A 19,028-nucleotide genomic window follows, 5' to 3' on the forward strand; every position below is an offset into this window, starting at 1 on the left:
GCTCCACCCGTTAGGTCATTCAACTGCAGGGCACCTCCGGACTGTCCCTGGCCGGGTGCAAAAGAGGCACCGGAATTAAGGGTCGCATTGTAATTCCCAGCCCTATCATTCGCGGTCGTACCTGAGGTTTCGTCAAATTTCCAGTAGGCGATGAGTCCATCGGTGGAAGGGGCCTGGGCCAGAACGGCCAGGGGGAGAGCCCACAAAAGCAGGCTCACACGGATTGCGTGAATGTTCATGTATGTGTCTTATAACCTGTGAAAAACCATAACACTTGCCCGCTGCCCCGCATCAAGTGGGGCAAGAGCAATTAGTAGCTGCCCGCCAAGCGGCGGAACAACTCCTCTCCCCCAACCGCTACTTAGCCTCATAACCGCCGGGGACACCACTATAACCTGTGTAACAACCTAAAATTTTCCGTTAAGAAAATTTTTTTCAGGTTTCCCACAATAAAAAACACCCCGCTCCAAGTACAGGAGCGGGGTGTTGCTCCGGCCATGCCGGATGAAGTTGGTAATCCAGCCTACGCCAGGCTCTTGCGGCAGTACTCCAGGCAGCGGGCCACTTCCTGTACGGCGTTGGACCCGGCAGGAATGTCGTACTCGAGTTCGATGGTGGCGGGGAAGTTCATCCGGCTGCGGCTCATCATCGACAGCACTTCCGCGATGGGCGTATCGCCCTCGCCCCACACCAGGTTCTTCTGGCCGTTGGCGGGGGTGGTGCGGTCCTTGGTGTGCATGCTGGCAATACTGGCGTGTTTGCTGCGAATAATTTCCCGGGGGTCATAGCCCGCCGCCACGTAGTGACCGATGTCGAGGTTCAGGGCGTTACCGGCACTTTGTCGCAGGGCGGTATCCCAGAAGTCAGGGGTTTGCTGGGTATGGCCGTGGTAGGCTACCCGGACGCCGTGCTTGCGGCCCATCTCTCCCAGTTTTGCCGTGTGGGCGTCGTCACCGGGGTGTTCCAGGGTGACGTGGTTTGCGCCGAGGGCCTTGGCGGCTTCCATGCCCCAGTTGATTTCCGCGTCGGTGTTGTCCTGGCCAAAGGCCGCGGGTTTGAAGGCGTAAATGTCGACGCCAGCATCTTCATACATCCGCCGCAGCTGGCGGAACTTCTCCATGCCGACCTTGCCACGCCAATCGGCGATTTCCTTGCGGTAGCTCTGCAGCTGGGCCTGCAGGTCGGCCAGCTCCCCTTCCTCGTCGGCGGTCAGGGTTTCATTACGCTGTTTCCCCCGCAGGGTCCACATCTTGCGCATGCTGACCGGGTTGGCCGGGGCGCCGGCGAAGGTTTCGGCGGGGTCGCCCATCAGCTCCACGGCACTGATGCCGGCGTCGGTGATGTAGCCCAAGGTAGCTTCGGCGCTCTGGTCGGGCATGGTGCGGAAGGAATAGGTAATGGTACCGATCTGCACCCCGTTGATGCGGGAATCGGGCTTGTTGTACCGCCGCAGGATGGCGGGGGCCGCCTGCACGGCCGGGCCGGCGAGGAGGAGTCCGCCGGCGAGGGCGGTGGAAGTCCGCAGGAAGTTGCGGCGGTTGAGTGCTTTGTCTTGCATGACTGAAGGGTTGGTGCCGAAACGGTAGCGGTTACCGCGACAGGCGATTGGAATTCTTGAATTCGATGCTTTGGAGCTGGACCAGGATCTGGCCGGGTTTCACTTCCGGGTTACGGACGACGAAATACAGGTCGTGCAGGCCACCCTGTCCGTCGATCGGTACGGTATACCGCGGCTGGAACTTCTCGCGTACGGTACCCCAGCCGGGTTCCGGGCCCTTCTTGCCGCCGGCTTCCCATTCGGCCTTCAGCTTGCCCAGTTCCGCCCCGAAATCGATGTTCTGGACAGTGATTTGCCCGGTGGAGCCGATCAGCTCACCTTCCGGTCCGCCGGAGCGCACTTCGATGACGCCGCCCGCCGCGCCGGAGCGACCGCTGGCCTCGGCCTTGATTTCAATTTCGGAAATGCCGGTCAGGTCCAGCTTGCGGTAGGCCACGTAGCCGCCGTCTTCCACCACGTTGAAGGAGCGGCCCGGGGTGGTGAGCAGCTGGGTGCCTTCGGTTTCGTCCGACTTCTCGACGTCCAGCACCGGATTGCGCAGGGCGATGATCTTCTCGGCCGTCAGCGGCTTCAGCTTGCCGGTGCCCCGGTCGGTGTAGGCCGCGCGCAGCAGGTAACCGCCCTTGCCGTTTTGCCGTTCGGGCACCTCGGTCACGTAGGTACCGGCCAGGGGTACGGTCCGCGCATCGGGGGCGGGGTTGTTCAGGCTCAGGATGTAATCCACCATCATGCCGGCGTCCCGCTCCGACAGGTCGGGGTGGGCGCTCATGGCGTGGTCGCCCCATAGGCCGACGCTGCCTTCAATGATGCGCTTAACGATGACGGGCTTCATGCTGGGGTCGCCGGCGTACTTCTCAGCCACGGCCTGGTAGCTGGGCCCGACGGAGGATACGTCCACCCGGTGGCAGGAGAGACAGTCGCTTTCGTTGATCAGCTCCTTGCCGCGGGCGTAGATCACCCACTCGTCGCTGCTCACGTGGTTCTGGGCAATCTCGATGGGATCATAGCCTTCGGGGGCGTAGTCGAAGTTTACGGCTACGGCCTCGGCGGGAATCTGTCCGCCCTCCAGCGACCCATCCTCCGGGTCCGCCACGCGGATGTCGTACTTCAGTTTGCTGCCGGGAAAGAAGAAGGAGCGGTTGCCCTCCTCGATGACGATGTCCACTTCGGGCGGGGCGTTACCGGCCAGGATTTCAAAGCTCTGTTGGTCGGAATTGCCCGCCGCGTCGGTGACCGACAGGGTAGCCGTATAGGTTCCTTCCTTGTCCAGGGTAACGGTGGGGTTCGCTTCGTCGAAGGATTCGGAGTAGCCGTTGTCGGAGGTGACCGTCCACCGGTATTCCAGCTCATCCTCGTCGTAGTCCACCGTCCCGTCGGCGGAGAGCTGCACCGTCAGCGGCAGGGCGCCGGCGGTCTGGTCGGCGCTGGCGGCTACTACGGGCGGACGGTTGCCGCCGTTGTACTCGATGCGCTTGATCTGAGCGTTTTCGTTGCCCCGGAACCAGGCCGAGCCGTATTCCAGTACGTACAACCGCCCGTCGGGGCTGAACTGCATATCGATCGCACTGGAAAAGTTCTCTTCGGGCAGGAAGGGTTCCATGCCTGCGTAGTTGCCGTCCTCGTCCATTTCGATGGCCATGATCCAGCCGCGCATGAACTCCACGGCCAGCCACTTGCCCTCGTAGTAGCTGGGGAAGCGGTAGTCGGAGGCCGGGAAGTCGGCCTGGCGGTAGACGGGTCCGCCGGTGGCGCTGCGGCCCGAGCTGCCCATCAGGGGGAATTCCTCGGAGTAGCTGTAGGGGTACCAGATGAAGGCCGGTACGGGTTCCGGCAGTTCGGTCAGTCCCGTGTTGTTCGGGGAGTTGTTGACGACATGGTTGACGTCGAAGTTTCCGCTGACCGAATCGGTGGCGTAGTCGTAGTCGCCGTAGGGCTTGTTATCGCCGATGAAGTAGGGCCAGCCGTGGAAGCCGGCGGATTTGGCCTGGTTGAACTCGTCGTAGCCGCGCGGGCCGTAACGGGTATCTTCGGAGGCGTCGGGGCCCACTTCGCCCCAGTAGATGTAGCCGGTCTTGCTGTCCACGCTCACCCGCCAGGGGTTGCGGTGGCCCATGGTGTAGATCTCGGGGCGGGCGCCCTCGGTGCCTTCGGGGAAGAGGTTCCCCTCCGGGATGGTGTAGCTGCCGTCGGCTTCGGGGTGGATGCGCAGGATCTTGCCGCGCAGGTCGTTGGTGTTGCCGGCGGTGCGCTGGTCGTCGGAGGTTTCGTGACCGGGGCGCTCGTCCAGGTTGGAGGTGCCGATGGGCGGATTGGCCGTGTTGTTGCCGGTGGTCAGGTAAAGGTTGCCGGCCGCGTCAAAGGTGATGCCGCCGCCGGTGTGGCAGCAGACTTCCCGCTGGGCGGGGTACTCCAGGACGACCTTCTCGGAGCCCATCAACAGGGAATCCCCATTGAACTCGTAGCGCGACAGCACGTGCTTGGGCTCGGCGGGGTCAGCGTAGAGCATATATACCCAACTGTTTTCCGCGAAATTGGGGTCGGCGGCTACGCCCATCAGTCCCTCCTCGGCGGGGCGCGACTGCCCCTCCTTGTTGGTGTACATGATGTTGACGGGTACGTGGCCCACGGTCCGCATCTCCCGCTCGGCCACGTTAAAGGTCTTCACGCCACCCTTGCGCTCCACGACCATTACTTCCTCCTCGCTCAGAAAAGTAAAGGCCATCGGCTCATCGAGCGACCCCGGATCGGTCAGCACCGTGGTGGTGAAGCGGTTTTCTTCGGGCTTGCTGCCGTCGTCGGTGGCGGCAGCCGGACCATCGGCATCACAGGAAAAAAGGCCGGCCGCCAACAGGGTGGCAACGAGCAGCCCGCGCAACGGTACGCCTTGGCAATGGATTGCGGAAAAAGTCATAATAGCTGGATCAACGGTTATTGGGGAGGGGGGCGACGGGCGCCGTACAGCCGACCAAGATACTCATTGACGCCCGATTGTCACCGCTTTCCCCCGGCACCCGCGCGCCGCCGTCCCAAAAAGTAAATTAAATAATCCTTAAAGCTTGTCATAACAACTATGCTTAGTTGCGCCGTATGCCCAATACCGGTATCTTAGGAAGGAACACGGCACCGGCTTTCCACCCCGGCGTCTCTTGCCTTAAACCTTCAATCGATCTGCTATGAACGCGTATACTTTTACTCCCTGCTTCGTCCTGTTTCTTCTACTCTGCGGCGGCTGGCCGGGGGCGGTATTCGCCCAGACCGACCTACCAGACATGACCATGGACCTGGAGGAAGAGGAGCAAATGAAGCTGAAACAGGGGGCCCTGCTGAGCTTCCAGTTCATCAAACCCGACGAGGAGCCTTCCTTCCAGGACCTGCAGCCCACCGACAACAGCCAGGTGCACTACCTGAAGGGCGAGCGGGGCGTCCACGAGAAGCGTGACCTGCTGCTCCGCCTGAGCTACGACACCTCGGCCACCTTCAATCCTTCCGACCGGGTGGATGAGGAAATCTCGGCCGACTACGTCATCATCGAAACCGGCAAACCCATCCAGGACAACTGGTTGAAGCCGGGTACCATCTTCGGCTTTCACCACATCCTGCTGAAGCCCGAAGTGGACCGGGAAGAATTCGAGGAGTTCATCCACGAGATCTGGTCCCCCACCCGCTCCGACGCCCTGCCCGATTCAAAGCTCATCTTCCTGAAGGCCGTCAGCGGCGCCCGGGAGGGGGAGTACGGCTACATCTGGCTGATCGATTCGGAGGAAACCCGCGACTTCTACTTTCCCGAATCCGAGGTACCCTCCAAGATGTACACCGAATTCGAAAAGGGGTGGAACTGGATCAACGACGACGAAAACCTGGGCCGCTTCCTGGCCGGACCCGAAGACCAGGAGTTCACCGATTACCTGGTGATCAAGTAGGCCCTCACCTTCCGCGACGGCACCACCGGATTGCAGCAGTACCCACGGGACTGACGCCCTCCGCGTGCCCTGACCCGACCGCGGGAGGGACCAAAGCTCTCAATCAGGGTAGAGGCAGGGTTCAATGTAGGATATACGCTTGATCGGCAGCGGCCCGGGGATTATCCTTATCCCATCGTGGGTTGCTCACCTGTGCCCTGCCGGGGGGCAACCCGCGACGATTATTCTACTAGTTTTTCCATGTGAACCGCATGGCCAGCACCGGTGAACAGTCCGCGGGATTGGGCACCGGTGTTTTCACCTCCCCTGCATGCTCCTCCGCCACCGTTTCTGGTTCTTCGTTCTCTTCCTGATCAGCGGCCGCGCCCTGACCGCCCAGCAGGTTCCGCCCAACATCATCTTCATCCTGACCGACGACCTCGGCTACGGAGACCTGGGGAGCTTTTACCAGCGAGAACGTGGCGGCGCGCGCCGGTTCCATACCCCCCGGCTGGACCAACTGGCGGCAACCGGCATGATGCTGACCGACCACTACGTCAGCGGCCCGGTTTGTGCCCCGTCGCGGGCCTCCTTCCTGCTGGGGCTGCACCAGGGCCACGCCCCGATCCGGAACAACCAGTTTGACAAGGCGCTCCCCGCCGGACTCAACGTAGCCTCCTTGCTGCGCCGCGCCGGCTACCGGACCATCCACGTCGGGAAGTACGGACTGGCGGGGAAGCGTGGATCGGAACTGCCGGGGCACCCCCTGCGCCGCGGGTTTACCGACTTCTACGGCTTCCTCCACCACGTAGACGGCCACGAGCACTACCCCCGCAACGGAACGACGGAGAAGCATTCCCTGGTGGTAGACGGCTATGACCCCATCACCACAGGCACGGAAAAGACCTACACCACCGACCTCTTCACCGCCCGCGCCAAAGCCTACCTGATCGAGCAGCGGCAGAACCATCCCGACCAGCCACTCTTCCTCTACCTGGCCTACGACACCCCCCACAGCAAGTTGCAGTTGCCCACCGGCCCCTACCCCGCCGGCTACGGGCTGGAGGGCGGACTCGTGTACACCGGCCCCGACGATCCCCGCACGCCCCACGTGAATACGGCCCGGGGGGAGATCGACAGCTACGTACACCCCGATTACCGGGACCAGGACTGGCCCCACGAAGAGAAGGTGTTTGCCACCATGGTGCGCCGGATCGACACCGCGGTGGGCGACCTGATGCAGCTGCTGGTGGACCTCGACATAGACGAGAATACCCTGGTGGTCTTCAGCTCCGATAACGGCCCCCACAACGTCAATGGGCAGGATCCGACCTGGTTCCGCTCCTATGGCCCCTTCACGGGGATCAAGCGCGACCTGTACGAGGGCGGCATTCGGGTACCGACCATCGCCCGCTGGCCCGGCCACATTGCGCCGGGGTCGGTATCCGCCGCACCGGTGGGCAACTGGGACTGGCTGTCCACCTTCGCCGAAGTGGCCGGAGCGGCGGTACCGGCGTACACCGATGGCGCGTCCCTGCTGCCCATCCTTTCCGGTGAGGGGGCGGGCCTGGGCCGGGAATACCTCTACTGGGAGTACTTCCACGGGGGCAAGACGCCGGACTATGCGGATTTCGCGCCCCCGGCCCGCGACCGGCGGAGGGGAGAGATGCAGTCGGTCCGCATCGGCAACTTCAAGGGCGTACGCTTCAACGTTACCGAGGCCGATGCCCCCTTTGAAATTTACCACCTGGGCGCCGACTCCACGGAAGCCACCGATCTGGCCCGGCAAAAACCGGCCCTCCAGGCCTGGATGCAGGCCATCAGCCGCCGTTCCCGCATCGCCGACCCCGCGGCTGCGCGCCCCTACGACGCCGCGCTGGTACCGGCCCTGCCCCCGCCTCCGGGCCTGCTAGCCGGGGCCACCCGCCGGGAATACGACACCAGCGGTTACTGGATACCCGGGCAGCCAGCCTACACGAAGCAGGGCCACCTCCCCAGTGCCGGCCCCACGGAGGATGCCCGGGCCGGGCTGCCAGTTGACCGGGGGCAGGAGTGGGCCGCCTACCTCCGCGTCCCGGAGGACGGCACCTACACCTTCGAGCTGACCGCAAACGGTTCCACTTACGTGCGGCTGCACGACATCCACCTGCTGCACCAGGCGGAGGCGTCCCGGTCGCGCCGCGACACCGCCACCGTACACCTCGCGGCGGGCCTCCACCCGATCACCATCCGCCACGAAGCGCCCCCGGGCGGACAGCCGGTACTGGATTTACGCTGGACCCTCCCTGACGGACATTCGGAGCCCTTGCCCGGTGAGCGCCTGTACCGTACGCCCGACCTGATTGACCCCCGACATTTTCGCTGATTGAACCCCAAACCCATGTATTTGCTGCGCCTTTGTCTCTCCCTGTTCGTATGTGCCCTCCTGACGGGCTGTGTGCCCCGGGTCACCGGCAGTGCTCCGCCTCCCGCCGCCCGGGCAACTCCACCGAACGTAGTGCTCATCGTGGCTGATGACCTGGGCTGGGCTGACCTCGGGTTCATGGGAAACGATCTTTACCACACGCCTAACCTGGACCGCCTGAGCGAACAAAGCGTGGCCTTCACCGACGCCTACGCCGCAGCATCAAACTGCGCACCGAGCCGGGCCGCCATGATGACGGGGCGCTACGCCGTCTATAACGGAGTGTACACCGTGAGTCCCTCGGACCGGGGCGACGAGCGTACCCGGCGGCTCATCCCGGTGACCAATCAGGACTTTCCGGCCGACTCCCTGGAACTGCTGCCCGCCTACCTGAAGCGCCACGGCTACCGCACGGCCAACCTCGGCAAGTGGCACCTGGGGCAGGACCCTACTACCCAGGGTTTCGACGTCAACGTGGCGGGCGGAGCCATGGGCAACCCCCAGGGTTCTTACTTCAGCCCCTATCGCCTGCCCTCCATTGAGCAGGGGCCCGAAGGGGAGTACCTCACCAACCGGCTGGGGGACGAGGCCATCCGGTTCCTCCGAGAGAGCAGCACTGCCCCCTTCTTCCTGTACCTCCCCTTCTACTCCGTCCATACCCCCATCCAGGCCCCGGACACCACCGTGGCCCGTTACCTGGCCCGGGGTGACCTGGCGGACAAACAGCAGGCGACCTACGCCGCCATGGTGGAGACGCTGGACCGTAACGTGGGCCACCTCCTCGACGAGATCGACCGACTCGGGGTAGCCGAAAATACCATTGTGATCTTCACCTCCGACAATGGGGGGGTAGACAAGATCAGCGACCAGGCCCCGCTGCGGGCGGGCAAGGGCGCCTACTACGAGGGAGGCACCCGGGTGCCCCTGCTGGTCCGCTGGCCGGGCAAGATTCAACCGCGAAGGGACACCACCCCGGTAGTGAACCTCGACTTCTACCCCACCCTGGCTTCCCTCACCGGCCTGCCCCAACCACGGCAGCGGCTCGACGGCAGCGACCTGAGCGACCTGCTGCTGCACGGCAAGCCCCTGGCCGACCGTACCCTCTACTGGCACTTCCCGATCTACCTGCAGCGCTACCGGAAAACGGGGGCCGAAAGTCGCGACCCGCTGTTCCGGACACGGCCGGGTACTACCCTGCGGCGGGGCAAGTGGAAGCTCCACGAATACTTTGAGGACGGCGGAGTGGAGCTGTACGACCTTGAAGCCGATCCCGGGGAGGCCCATAACCTCGCCGGACAACAGCCCGAGGTGACGGAACGGCTATTGGCGGATATGCGCGACTGGCGCCGCCGCACGGCCGCACCGGTACCCCGGCAGGCGAACGCGGCCTACGATCCGGCCTACGAGCGGGAAGCCTTGCGGGAATCGACGGAGGTCACCGTGGCCATCAATACCGACCGGGGCCACGCGCTGGATCGGGGCAGCAGCGGATTCAACGTCCGCATTGCCGACAAGGTCTGGAGCTACACCCACCCCGACTTCCGCGAGGCGGTACGGCAGATGCAGCCCGGCTGGCTGCGGTTCTTCAGCGGCACCATGGGCGACGCCTTCAACGCCGCCACCGGCTTGTACGACAAGGATTACGCCCTGATGATGGACAAACAGAAGCAGTACTTCACGGGCTACACCTACACCGCCATGAAGGGACCCCACCTGATCTCCGACCTGAACGACCTGCTGGGGGAAAGCGGCGCCAAACTGGTGGTGACGATCAATGGCTTTACCGAAAGCCCGGAGGTGACGCGGGAACTGGCCCGATTCTGCAAGAACCACCACATCGAGGTGGTCGCCTGGCAATTCTGCAACGAACCCTACTTCTACGTGCCGGCCCGCGACCGCTACTGGTGGAACGACGGCTACGACTACGCCCGCAAGATGAAGCCCCACGCCGACGCCATCCGCGAGGTATTTCCCGAGGCCCAGATCGCCCTGAATTTCACCTGGGACGGTATCTGGGATTTCGCCAAGCAGATCAACCGCTACCAGCGCGAGCACGGTGCCTACTGGAACGTCTTCAGCAAACACTCCTACGCCCCCCACGTCGGCAAAACGGAAGACTTCCCCGCCGCCTACCGCCGCGCGAACACCGTGCTGCCCAAAGTTACCTCCCCCGCGGCAATGCAGGAGATCGAAGCCTATACCGAACCCGGCATCCCCCTGCTCATCACCGAATTCGGCGTGTGGAACCGGGGACTGGGCGGCGTACAGTCCGCCGTCTACGTGGCGGAATACACCCTGCGACAGCTCGCCCACCCCAACGCCTGGTACATAGGCAGCCACGAAATCAGCAGCCGCGCCCGCCCCGCCAACGACCGCAAGGAAGAATTGCTGGCCGCCTGGGCCGCCGGCCGCGCCATCGAAACCGATTCCCTGCGCACCGGGGTACACCTTACGCCCCACGGGAAAGCCCTGCGGCTGGTCCACGAAGCCACCAACCGGACGGACTTCACCTGGGAAACCGCCCTGGACAACGCTCCCGTCGTGCCGGGCATGGACGGAACTACCGAAACCGGATCCTTCGCGCGGGCCTTCCGCGGTACCGGCGACCTTGATTTCGTGCTGGTCACCAACCGCTCCTCCGACCGCCGCCCCCTGACCATACTGATCGACGGCCGACCCCTTTCGGGTACCGTGCAGCGCCGGTACTTCAGCAGCCAGGAGGCGTCTGCGAACGACATCTCGGTAGTGGATGATCAACTCCCCGCGGCGGAGCTCGACCTCCTGCCCAACAGCGTAGCCCTGATTTCGTGGTCAAACGACCGGGCTACTCCCCCACCCCCGACCCGCATCTACCGGATCGCGCACGGAAAAGGACAGGTGGAGCTGTCCTGGGCCCCGGTAGAGGAAGCCACCGCCTACCGGATCACCTATGGTCCGGCCGGCGGTGAGCCCACCACGGTAGAGGCGGCCGCTCCCCGCACCACCCTTACCCTGGATGGCCTGGAAGCGGACAAAAGCTACACTTTCACCGCGACCGCCCGGAATGCGCACGGCACGGCACCCGCGTCCCCGCCCGCCACCAACCGCCAGGAACGGCCGGGGCAACCCTCCTTCTTCCTGACGACTACCCGGGATACGACCATCACCCTGCAGTGGCGCAGCGTGGCCAACGCCGACGGGTACCGGGTAGACATCACCGACTTGGACACCGGCACCACCGAATCCGTGGACGCCGGACGGGCATTCGGCTACCGCTTCGATCGCGGGGTGTACGACCGGGCCTACCGCATCACCGTAACCGCCTACAACGGCTGGGGCGCCGGAAAGGCCTCCGCGCCGGTAACGCTCACCCCCTGCCGCGACCTGCCGCTGCCCGCCCGCAACATCTCGGCTACCGAGCGGGCGGACGGCTCGGTACTCCTGCGCTGGATCAGTCAGGACACCAACGCCCGCTTTCGGGTGTACCGGGGCCAACAACCCTACGATTACCAACCGCTGGCCGAGGGAATCACCGACACCACCTACGTGGACCGGTCCCGGGAACCCGGGCGGGAATACTTCTACACCGTGAAGGCCTACAACCAGGCCGGTGAATCCAACCATTTCCCCAACGTAGCCACCGTGATCGAGTACAACACCGAGGTGAACCTGTCGGTAGCGGAAGTGCAGGAGTCAGACAGCGGAGCCACCACCCTGACCGTGGCGGTGGAGGGCCTCGTCATCGACGGGAAGTCACCCGCCGGAGTGGCCCTGAGCGACGTCTCCTACCTCAACGTGGAAGAAACACTCTTCCCGGCCACCACCCGCCAACCGGAGCGGGGGCAGTTTACCGTCCAGCTCCCGGCCGCCAGCCTCAAGCCGGGTAAAACCTACGCCCTGCGCGCCTACATCGACGGCCCCAACGGGCGGGTGTACAGCGATCCGCCCTACCGCACCCTTACGGTGGGCCGGCGATAGGCAAATTTTGGGGCGCGTACGCGGGTGCCGAGGGGGAAGCCTGAGAGCCCCTACCCCGCCACCTGGTCCAGCCCGGCTACGTACTGGGAGGGGGTATGGCCGAACTCCTTCTGGAAACACTTCGAAAAGTATTTCGGGGTGTTGAAGCCGGTCATGTAAGCCACTTCCGACACCTGGAACTTGCGCTGCTGGAGGAGCAGGGCCGCCTTCTTGAGCCGGAAGCGCTTGATGAAGTTGGCGGGCGCTTCCTGCAGCAACCGTTCCATATGGCGGTAGAGGGTGGGCCGGCTCATGGACAACTCCGCGGCCAGGAACTCAACGCTCAGGTCACTGGAGGCGTAGTGCTCCTCCATCAGCTGGTTGAGGCGCTGGAGAAACTGCTCGTCGGCGGAGAGGCAGTCGTCCGGCTCGCTGGGTTCGATGGTGTAGACCCGCGGCTGATCGTCGGTCAAGGCAGCGAGCTTCCGGCGTTCGGCGACGAGGCTTTTGATCCGCCACCGGAGCAACTCGCCGCTGAAGGGCTTTTCAATGATGTCGGTTACTCCCGCCTGCAGGGCATCCAGCCGCAGGTTCACGCTGGTGCGGCCAGTCAGGATCAGGAAGGGGGTGGTACCCGTCCGGGCATCTCCGCGTACGGCGGTGAGCAACTCCAGTCCGCTGAGTCCCGGCATATGGAGGTCGCTCAGGATCAGATCGGGCTGGGCTTCGAGGGCGAGTTCCAGGCCCCGCTGCCCGTTGGGGGCTTCCAATACCTGAAAGGACTCGCAGAGGGTTTCCCGGATCAGCTCCCGTATCCCGGCATTGTCCTCCACCACCAGCACGGTACCCAGCGGTTCGCGGTCGGATCCGGTGGGCGCCGCGACCAGGGATTCCACGGGGGAAATGCCGTCGAGGTGCCCCATGGAGGCGTAAAACTGCCTACCGACGGGCAGGGCCACGCTCACCTCGGTGAATTTCCCTTCCTCGCTTTCCAGTTGGATGGTGCCGTGGTGCAGGTTCACCAGCCGGGCCACCAGTTCCAACCCGATGCCGGTCCCTTCGATGGACGAAGCATTGGCGTGCTCGGATCGGTAGAAGCGGTCGAAAATCCGTTGCAGTTCCTCCCGGGCGATGCCGATGCCTGAATCCCGGACGGACAACAGAAGCTTGGGGGCGACTTCGGTCGACAGGCCGACCTTCAGCTCCACGGAACCCCCTTCGGGGGTATACTTGATGGCGTTGTTGAGCAGGTTCAACAGGATGATTTCGAGCACATTGCTATCGAAGTAGATTTCACCCGTGCCTTCCGGGAAATGCCGGCGCAGGTCGATGCCCCGGATCTGGGCCAGGTCGTGCACCCGGTCGAAGACACTCTCAAGGAAGGGCCCGGGGGCGTGTGCCCTGACCCAAAGCTGGAACCCGCCGTCCTCGGTGCGCCGCATTTTCATCACCCGGTCGGACAGCTGCTTGAGGCGGACCGCATTCTGGTAGATCCGCTGGACGGCCACCTGGTCCACCTCCTTACCCTGCATCACCCTTTCCAGGGGCCCGAGGATGAGGGTGAGCCGGTTGCGCATCTCGTGGGAGATGTCCGACAGGTAGATCATCTGCCGGTTCTGCCGGCGGATGGTGGCGAGGTTGCGGGCCAGCTTGCGCCGCAGCCGCATCCAGTTGTTCCAGATCAGCCAGCCGGCCACGAGCAGCAACAGGACTACGGCGGCATACACCGTGAGCGCGGTCTGGGTCAGCAGGGGGTGACTGAGCACGCGGAAGGAGAAGCGGGCGGGCTCGTCGTTCCAGTAGCCATCGGCGTCGCTGTTGCGGACCTCGAGGACATAATCCCCCGCGGGCAATTGGTGGTAGGTGATCGTCCGGATTCCGGGATCGCCGATGTTCCAGTCGTCTTCCAGGCCGGCGATGCGGTAGGCAAAGCGGATCTGGTCGGGTGCGGCCAGGTCCAGGGAGGTGACCGCAACCTCAAATCCGTTGTGGCGGTGGTCGAGGCGGGCGGGAAAGTGGCTGAGGACCTCCGTTTCCTCCTCCGGGTCGCCGATCGACCGGAAGCCGGCCAGCCGCACGGGGTTGAAGGCGCGGGCCTCGGCGGTGGGCCCGGAGCTCACCTCGGTGATGCCTACCTGGTTGCCGAAGAACAGGTGCCCCCGGCCATCGGTGCCTACACTCTGGAAGGAGAATTCCCGGTTGATGAACTGGTCTTCCGAGCTGTAGGCCCAGAAGGGGACCAGCTCGCCGGGCAGGTGATGGGCCAGGCCGGAGCTGGTGCTGAGCCACAGTTCCCCGTTCCCGGTTTCGCCGATGGAGCAAACCGTCAGGTCCGGAAGGCCGGATTCCCTTCCGTAGGACAAAAACCGGTCATTCTCTTCGTCGAAGCGGGCTACGCCGCCGCCCCGGGTGGCCGCCCAGATGACGCCGTTGCGGTCTTCGTAGAGTTGCAGGATCCCATCCGAGCGCAGTCCTGACCCCCGGCGCTTGTCGTAGGTTACAATGGGTCCCGCGGGTAAGGTTACCCGCTTGATACCCCCGCCCCGGGTGCCGATCCAGATGCGGTTGCCGCGGTCCCGGATCATACTGAAAATGGGGTCCCTGCCCAGCTCCTGCGTGAGTTGCTCGAAGGCGGGCGGGGAGGCCGAAGCCCCTGGGGCAGAGATCCGGTGCAGCCCGTCCTGCCAGGTCCCCACCCACCATTCCCCGTCGGTCACCTCTACCATGGAGGTCGCGTAGGACCCCACGCGCAACCATTCCCGCAGGGAATCTCCGAGCAGTTCCCCCCTTTCCAGGTCAAGGGAAACCACGGCGTTGCTCGCGGCCACCCATAGTGCGGTATCGGCCGTCCGGAGCCCGAGGATAGTGGTGGTGGGCAACTGCCCCGGGAACGTTTGCCGCTCGAAGCTTCCCGCCGCGGGGTTGAAGGCAAAAAGCCCGCCATTGTTGGTGGTAACCCACAGGGGTTGCCCCCCGCCGGCGGACCGGATGGCGGTAACCTGATTGGATTCCGGGCCGCCCGGAGTGGCGGCAATCATGTGGTGGCCGAACCGCCCCCGGGGGCTGGTAATCTTCCCTACGCCCCGCAGGCTGCCTACCCACAGGCACCCCTGCCGGTCGGCCAGGAGGGCGGTGAGCTGGTTGTTCTCGAAAAATTCGTGGCCGGGGCGGAAGGCCGCGAATTCCGCTTTGCTTCCCCTGCCCCGGTGGTAGAGGCGTTGGGCCGTGGCTACCCATTCCTCCCCGGATTTCCCTTTCACCGCCGCGATCACCGGGGCGCCCTCCATCCGCTGCGGCGTGGGCGATTGGCGCTCGCCCCCCCCGCCCCGGGACAACAGTTGCAGGCTTTCCCGGTCGAAGGTGGCGGTCGCGTTCCCGGTGAGGATCACCCGGTCGTCAAGGGTATCAAACCCGATGGAAACGGACTGGGGATCGGCAAATCCGAGAAAGCCGATATCGATGGGGGCCACCGCCTCCGGCAGGCTGTCGAAAGGGGCGTCGCCGGGGAAATGCAGCAGTCCCAGGGTACCGATCACCGCCCAGGCGCGGCCCCGCTCGTCGAAGGAAACTTTGCGGACATAGTTGCGGTGAAAGAAGGACCGGAAGACCCCGGTCAGCGGATCGAAAAGGGAAATGCCGCTTTCGGTAGTGACCCAGATCCTGCCGCGTGGCCCCTCCGCGATGCTGCTGATGGTGTTGTTGATCAGGGCCGTGGAGTCGGTCTGGTCGGCTACGTAGTGGACGGCCTCGTAGCCGTCGTAGCGGAACAAGCCGCTGCGGGTCCCGACCCAGAGGTAGCCCTGCTGGTCCTGGTGCAGGGCCGTCACGACCTGTTTTGGCAGCTCCGGAACCGCCGTAATAGTGGCCGTCGGCTGGGCGGCCAGGGTAACGGTCAGAATGGCGGCTACCGCACCCAGCAGCCACTGCCGCCAGTTTCGCCCGCTCCAACCGCGTGGACTATCGCCAGACTCCCGGGAATTATGCATTCAGATCGACATTCAATTGGCCCCCTGCTCCGGGCAGACCCCGCTGACAGCGTGGGACGGTAACAGGCTAAAGATAAAAAACCATTAGCCGGGGAGAAACCCCAGGGCGTACCAAACAGCCTTCCGTCGCGGTTTCCGACTACGGCTTGAGCGGCCAGAGGGGGTGGAGGGTGCGGGCTTCGCGCATGATGTCCTCCATTTCCGCTACTACGGCGGGGTGTTGGGCACTCACGTCTTCCGACTCTCCTAGATCATCGGGCAGGTGGTAGAGTTCTACTGGGCCTTCCGGTTTCATCCGTACGGCCTTCCATTCCCCCTTGCGCACGGCCTGGTTCGAGCTTTCCCGCTCGTGGAATTCCCAGTACAGGAAATCGTGCTTCTGCTGATTGCTGGTATCGCCGGTCAGCAGGGGGGCCAGGGAGAGTCCGTCGGTGGAATAGTCTCCGAGGTCGGCATCCGCCAGGTCGGCCACCGTGGGCAGAATGTCCCAGAAAGAAGACAAGTGATCGCTCACCGCCGGCTGCCGGATGCCCCGGGGCCAGTAGGCGATAAAGGGCACACGGATCCCCCCTTCGTAGAGGTCGCGCTTCTGCCCCCGCAGTGGTCCGGCGCTGGCAAATCGCTCGGGTACCGCGCCGCCCTCGGCGTGGGGGCCGTTGTCGCTGCTGAAGAGGATGAGGGTGTTCTCCGCCAGCCCCCGCGCTTCGAGGGCCTCGCGGATGCGGCGGACGTCGCGGTCCATGCGGACCACCATACTTGCGTAGGCGGCAAAGGGGTGTTCCTGGCTGGCGTAGGCGCCGTAGCCGGGCCCGTATTCGGCCGAGTAGCCGCCCCCCTGGGTGCCCTTCGTAAAGGGGCTTTTCTCAAATTGGCCGGCAAACCGCTGGAACAGGCTGTCCTCCGGCACCAGCATTTCCGCGTGGGGGGTGGTGTAGGCCAGATAAACAAAGAAAGGTTCGTCGTCCGCGGAATTGGTGATGAACCTGATGGCCTCCTCGGTATAGAGGTCCCCGCTGAAGGCCCCGCGGGCACCCCCCTGGTTGCCGGGTACGGCCGTCCGGCGACCGTTGACGTATACGCTATCGGGGTACTGGTAGTGGGCGTAGGCTTGGTTGAGCACTCCGTAGCTGTAGTCGAAGCCCTTTTTGAGGGGCTCCCCCGTGGTTCCGTCCATTCCCATGCCCCACTTGCCGATGGCTGCCGTGCGGTAACCGGCGCCCTGGAGTACCTCCCCGAGGGTGAGGTCATCGGGGCGCAAAGGTAGTTCAGCCCCGAAGCCCCGCGGTCCGGTTTCGTAGTTGCCGCGGACGTAAGAGGTGCCCGTATGGCGGCCGGTCATGAGGGATACCCGCGACGGCGCGCAGACCGTACTGCCGGCGTAGTGCTGGGTAAACCGGATGCCGCCCGCTGCCAGTTCGTCCAGGGTAGGCGTTTGAAAGTGGGTCTGCCCGTAGCTGCTCAGGTCACCGTAGCCCAGGTCATCCGCCAGGATGTACATGATATTCGGTGGCGTGGCGGCGGGCGGGGCATCCGAAGTAGCATGACAGCCCGCCAGCAGCAATACCACGGGTAAAAAGTAAAAACAACGCCGGAACGGGAGGGGGAGGAAAGTCACGAAATCTGCGGTTGGGGTGAAAGCTGGACGGACGATCGCCCCTTATTTGCCCTGGTAAGCCTCCTGGGCGAAGGTGAACACGGAGGAGGGGTAGCGGGCCTCGCGCAGGCGCTCCTTCATGTCCGCGACTACCTCGGGGTGCTGGCTGGCCAGGTCGGTAGTCTCCCCGGGGTCCACCGACAGGTCATACAGTTCCACCGGTCCATCCATACCCATCTCATTTACGTTATACCGCACGGCCTTCCACTTGCCACTACGGATGGCCTGACGGCCGTTGCGCTCGTGGAATTCCCAGTAGAGTTGCTCATGTTGGGGCTGTTCCCCCTCCCCGAGTAGGGTCGGCACCATGGAAATGCCATCGGTCTGCAGCGGGCGGGGCGCGCCGGTGAGCTCGGAGAAGGTTGGGAAGAAATCCCAGAAAGCGGATACGTGGTCGTTGTCGACTCCGGCGGCGATGTGGCCCGGCCAGACGGCGATCATGGGTACCCGGATACCGCCTTCGTAGAGGTCGCGCTTGTACCCGCGCAGGGGTCCGTTGCTGTCGAAGAAGTCGGGGTCAGCCCCGCCTTCCCGGTGGGGTCCGTTGTCGGAGGTGAAAATGATGATGGTGTTTTCGGCGATGCCCAGCTCTTCCACCTTACGGGTAATTTCTCCCACCTGGCGGTCGAGGATATCCATCATGGCCACGAAGGCGGCGTGGGGAGTTTCCTGGGAGGAATAGGGCCCCTCGCGGTAGGCCTCGTCGCCGGGCTCCGCGCCTTCGTAGGGCTCGGACTCCTCGATCTGTCCCCGGAACCTGGCCAGGATGGAATCGGGAGCGATGAGCTCCGCGTGGGGGATGATGCTGGGGACGAAAAGGAAGAAAGAGGTATCGGCGTGGTCTTCCAGGAAGGCCATGGTCTGGTCATGGATCAGGTCCGGGGCGTAGCTGCCCTCCATTTCGCCCGCATTCTGAGGCAGGGCAATGGTGTCCCGGTTGTGCCACAGGTGGCGGGGATAGTAGTTGTGGCCGAGCCGCTGGCAGTTGTACCCCATGAATTCATTGAACCCCTGGAAGACCGGGTCGCCCTCGGATCCGGGGAAACCAAGTCCCCACTTGCCGAAAGCCCCGGTCACGTACGCCGCCTGCTGGAGGGATTCTGCCAGGGTGAAGATGCTGTCGGGCAGGGGGTACTGCCCCTCGGGCTTTATTTCGTGGTTCCCGCGGATGAAGGTGTGGCCGGTATGCTGCCCCGTCATCAGGGCCGACCGGGAAGGGGCGCAGACCGTCGCTCCCGAATAGTGCTGGGTGAACCGCATGCCCCGCGCCGCCAGCCGGTCGATATTGGGGGTGGAGAAGTGCTGTTGTCCGTAGCTGCTCAGGTCGCCGTAGCCCAGGTCGTCGGCCAGGATGAAGATGATGTTGGGGCGCTGGGGCTTATTCGCCGCGGCGGCCGATGGGCCACCGTCGCGGCCGCAGCCCATCCCCAGCATCAGGATGAGGGTAGCAAGGCAGACGTGTTGTAGCAGGGTCATAATTGGTCTTTTCATAGGACAGGCCGGGGCCATGCGGACCCACCGCCGTAGCGGCCCCGGGCGGCGGCAGCGACAGCTGCTCACCGGCCAGGGCCCGGGCGGAAAGGTCGTTTAT

Annotated in this window: 9 protein-coding genes; 3 read left to right on the top strand and 6 right to left on the bottom strand. The window is 64.2% G+C overall.

Annotation, left to right across the window (positions count from 1 at the left end):
- The 3 genes from CGL56_RS18355 to CGL56_RS12335 form a co-directional block, all read right to left on the bottom strand.
- Nucleotides 1-239, bottom strand: a 239-nt coding sequence (locus tag CGL56_RS18355) for a hypothetical protein (protein WP_222837672.1), incomplete at its 3' end; no start/stop codon positions are given.
- A 284-nt stretch (nucleotides 240-523) separates the two neighbouring features.
- A complete protein-coding gene (locus CGL56_RS12330) occupies nucleotides 524-1,558 on the bottom strand; it encodes a sugar phosphate isomerase/epimerase family protein (RefSeq protein ID WP_099106873.1) in 1,035 nt (344 codons plus the stop codon).
- Between the two features lie 31 nt (nucleotides 1,559-1,589).
- Entirely contained in the window at nucleotides 1,590-4,469 is a 2,880-nt protein-coding gene (locus tag CGL56_RS12335) for a PQQ-dependent sugar dehydrogenase (RefSeq protein ID WP_099106874.1), read from the bottom strand.
- A 262-nt stretch (nucleotides 4,470-4,731) separates the two neighbouring features.
- Here CGL56_RS12335 and CGL56_RS12340 point away from each other — a divergent pair, with 262 nt between their 5' ends.
- The 3 genes from CGL56_RS12340 (at nucleotide 4,732) to CGL56_RS18085 (ending at nucleotide 11,818) form a co-directional block, all read left to right on the top strand.
- On the top strand, nucleotides 4,732-5,478 hold the full coding sequence (locus CGL56_RS12340; protein WP_099106875.1) for a hypothetical protein: 747 nt from the start codon (nucleotides 4,732-4,734) through the stop codon (nucleotides 5,476-5,478).
- Between the two features lie 310 nt (nucleotides 5,479-5,788).
- Nucleotides 5,789-7,822 carry a sulfatase-like hydrolase/transferase gene (locus tag CGL56_RS12345; protein ID WP_099106876.1) on the top strand — a complete coding sequence of 678 codons (2,034 nt, stop codon included), beginning with the start codon at nucleotides 5,789-5,791 and terminating at the stop codon, nucleotides 7,820-7,822.
- A gap of 15 nt (nucleotides 7,823-7,837) precedes the next feature.
- On the top strand, nucleotides 7,838-11,818 hold the full coding sequence (locus CGL56_RS18085; protein WP_143470707.1) for a sulfatase-like hydrolase/transferase: 3,981 nt from the start codon (nucleotides 7,838-7,840) through the stop codon (nucleotides 11,816-11,818).
- A gap of 50 nt (nucleotides 11,819-11,868) precedes the next feature.
- On the opposite strand, the gene CGL56_RS12355 is transcribed toward CGL56_RS18085, so the two are convergent.
- The 3 genes from CGL56_RS12355 to CGL56_RS12365 all read right to left on the bottom strand — a co-directional run bounded on the left by CGL56_RS12355 (nucleotide 11,869) and on the right by CGL56_RS12365 (nucleotide 18,913).
- Nucleotides 11,869-15,783 carry a hybrid sensor histidine kinase/response regulator transcription factor gene (locus CGL56_RS12355; protein ID WP_099106877.1) on the bottom strand — a complete coding sequence of 1,305 codons (3,915 nt, stop codon included), beginning with the start codon at nucleotides 15,781-15,783 and terminating at the stop codon, nucleotides 11,869-11,871.
- 139 nt (nucleotides 15,784-15,922) lie between these two features.
- On the bottom strand, nucleotides 15,923-17,350 hold the full coding sequence (locus CGL56_RS12360) for an arylsulfatase (RefSeq protein WP_209280323.1): 1,428 nt from the start codon (nucleotides 17,348-17,350) through the stop codon (nucleotides 15,923-15,925).
- Between the two features lie 90 nt (nucleotides 17,351-17,440).
- Nucleotides 17,441-18,913 carry an arylsulfatase gene (locus CGL56_RS12365; RefSeq protein ID WP_099106879.1) on the bottom strand — a complete coding sequence of 491 codons (1,473 nt, stop codon included), beginning with the start codon at nucleotides 18,911-18,913 and terminating at the stop codon, nucleotides 17,441-17,443.
- Nucleotides 18,914-19,028: the final 115 nt, after the last annotated feature.

The organism is Neolewinella marina, assembly GCF_002631205.1.
In the GTDB taxonomy this organism is placed as follows: Bacteria; Bacteroidota; Bacteroidia; order Chitinophagales; family Saprospiraceae; genus Neolewinella; species Neolewinella marina.

Coding starts and splice junctions, on each gene's coding strand:
- CGL56_RS18085 (WP_143470707.1), top strand. CDS start 7,838: ATGTATTTGCTGCGCCTTTGTCTCTCCCTGTTCGTATGTGCCCTCCTG.
- CGL56_RS12330 (WP_099106873.1), bottom strand. CDS start 1,558: ATGCAAGACAAAGCACTCAACCGCCGCAACTTCCTGCGGACTTCCACC.
- CGL56_RS12345 (WP_099106876.1), top strand. CDS start 5,789: ATGCTCCTCCGCCACCGTTTCTGGTTCTTCGTTCTCTTCCTGATCAGC.
- CGL56_RS12365 (WP_099106879.1), bottom strand. CDS start 18,913: ATGACCCTGCTACAACACGTCTGCCTTGCTACCCTCATCCTGATGCTG.
- CGL56_RS12335 (WP_099106874.1), bottom strand. CDS start 4,469: ATGACTTTTTCCGCAATCCATTGCCAAGGCGTACCGTTGCGCGGGCTG.
- CGL56_RS12355 (WP_099106877.1), bottom strand. CDS start 15,783: ATGCATAATTCCCGGGAGTCTGGCGATAGTCCACGCGGTTGGAGCGGG.
- CGL56_RS12340 (WP_099106875.1), top strand. CDS start 4,732: ATGAACGCGTATACTTTTACTCCCTGCTTCGTCCTGTTTCTTCTACTC.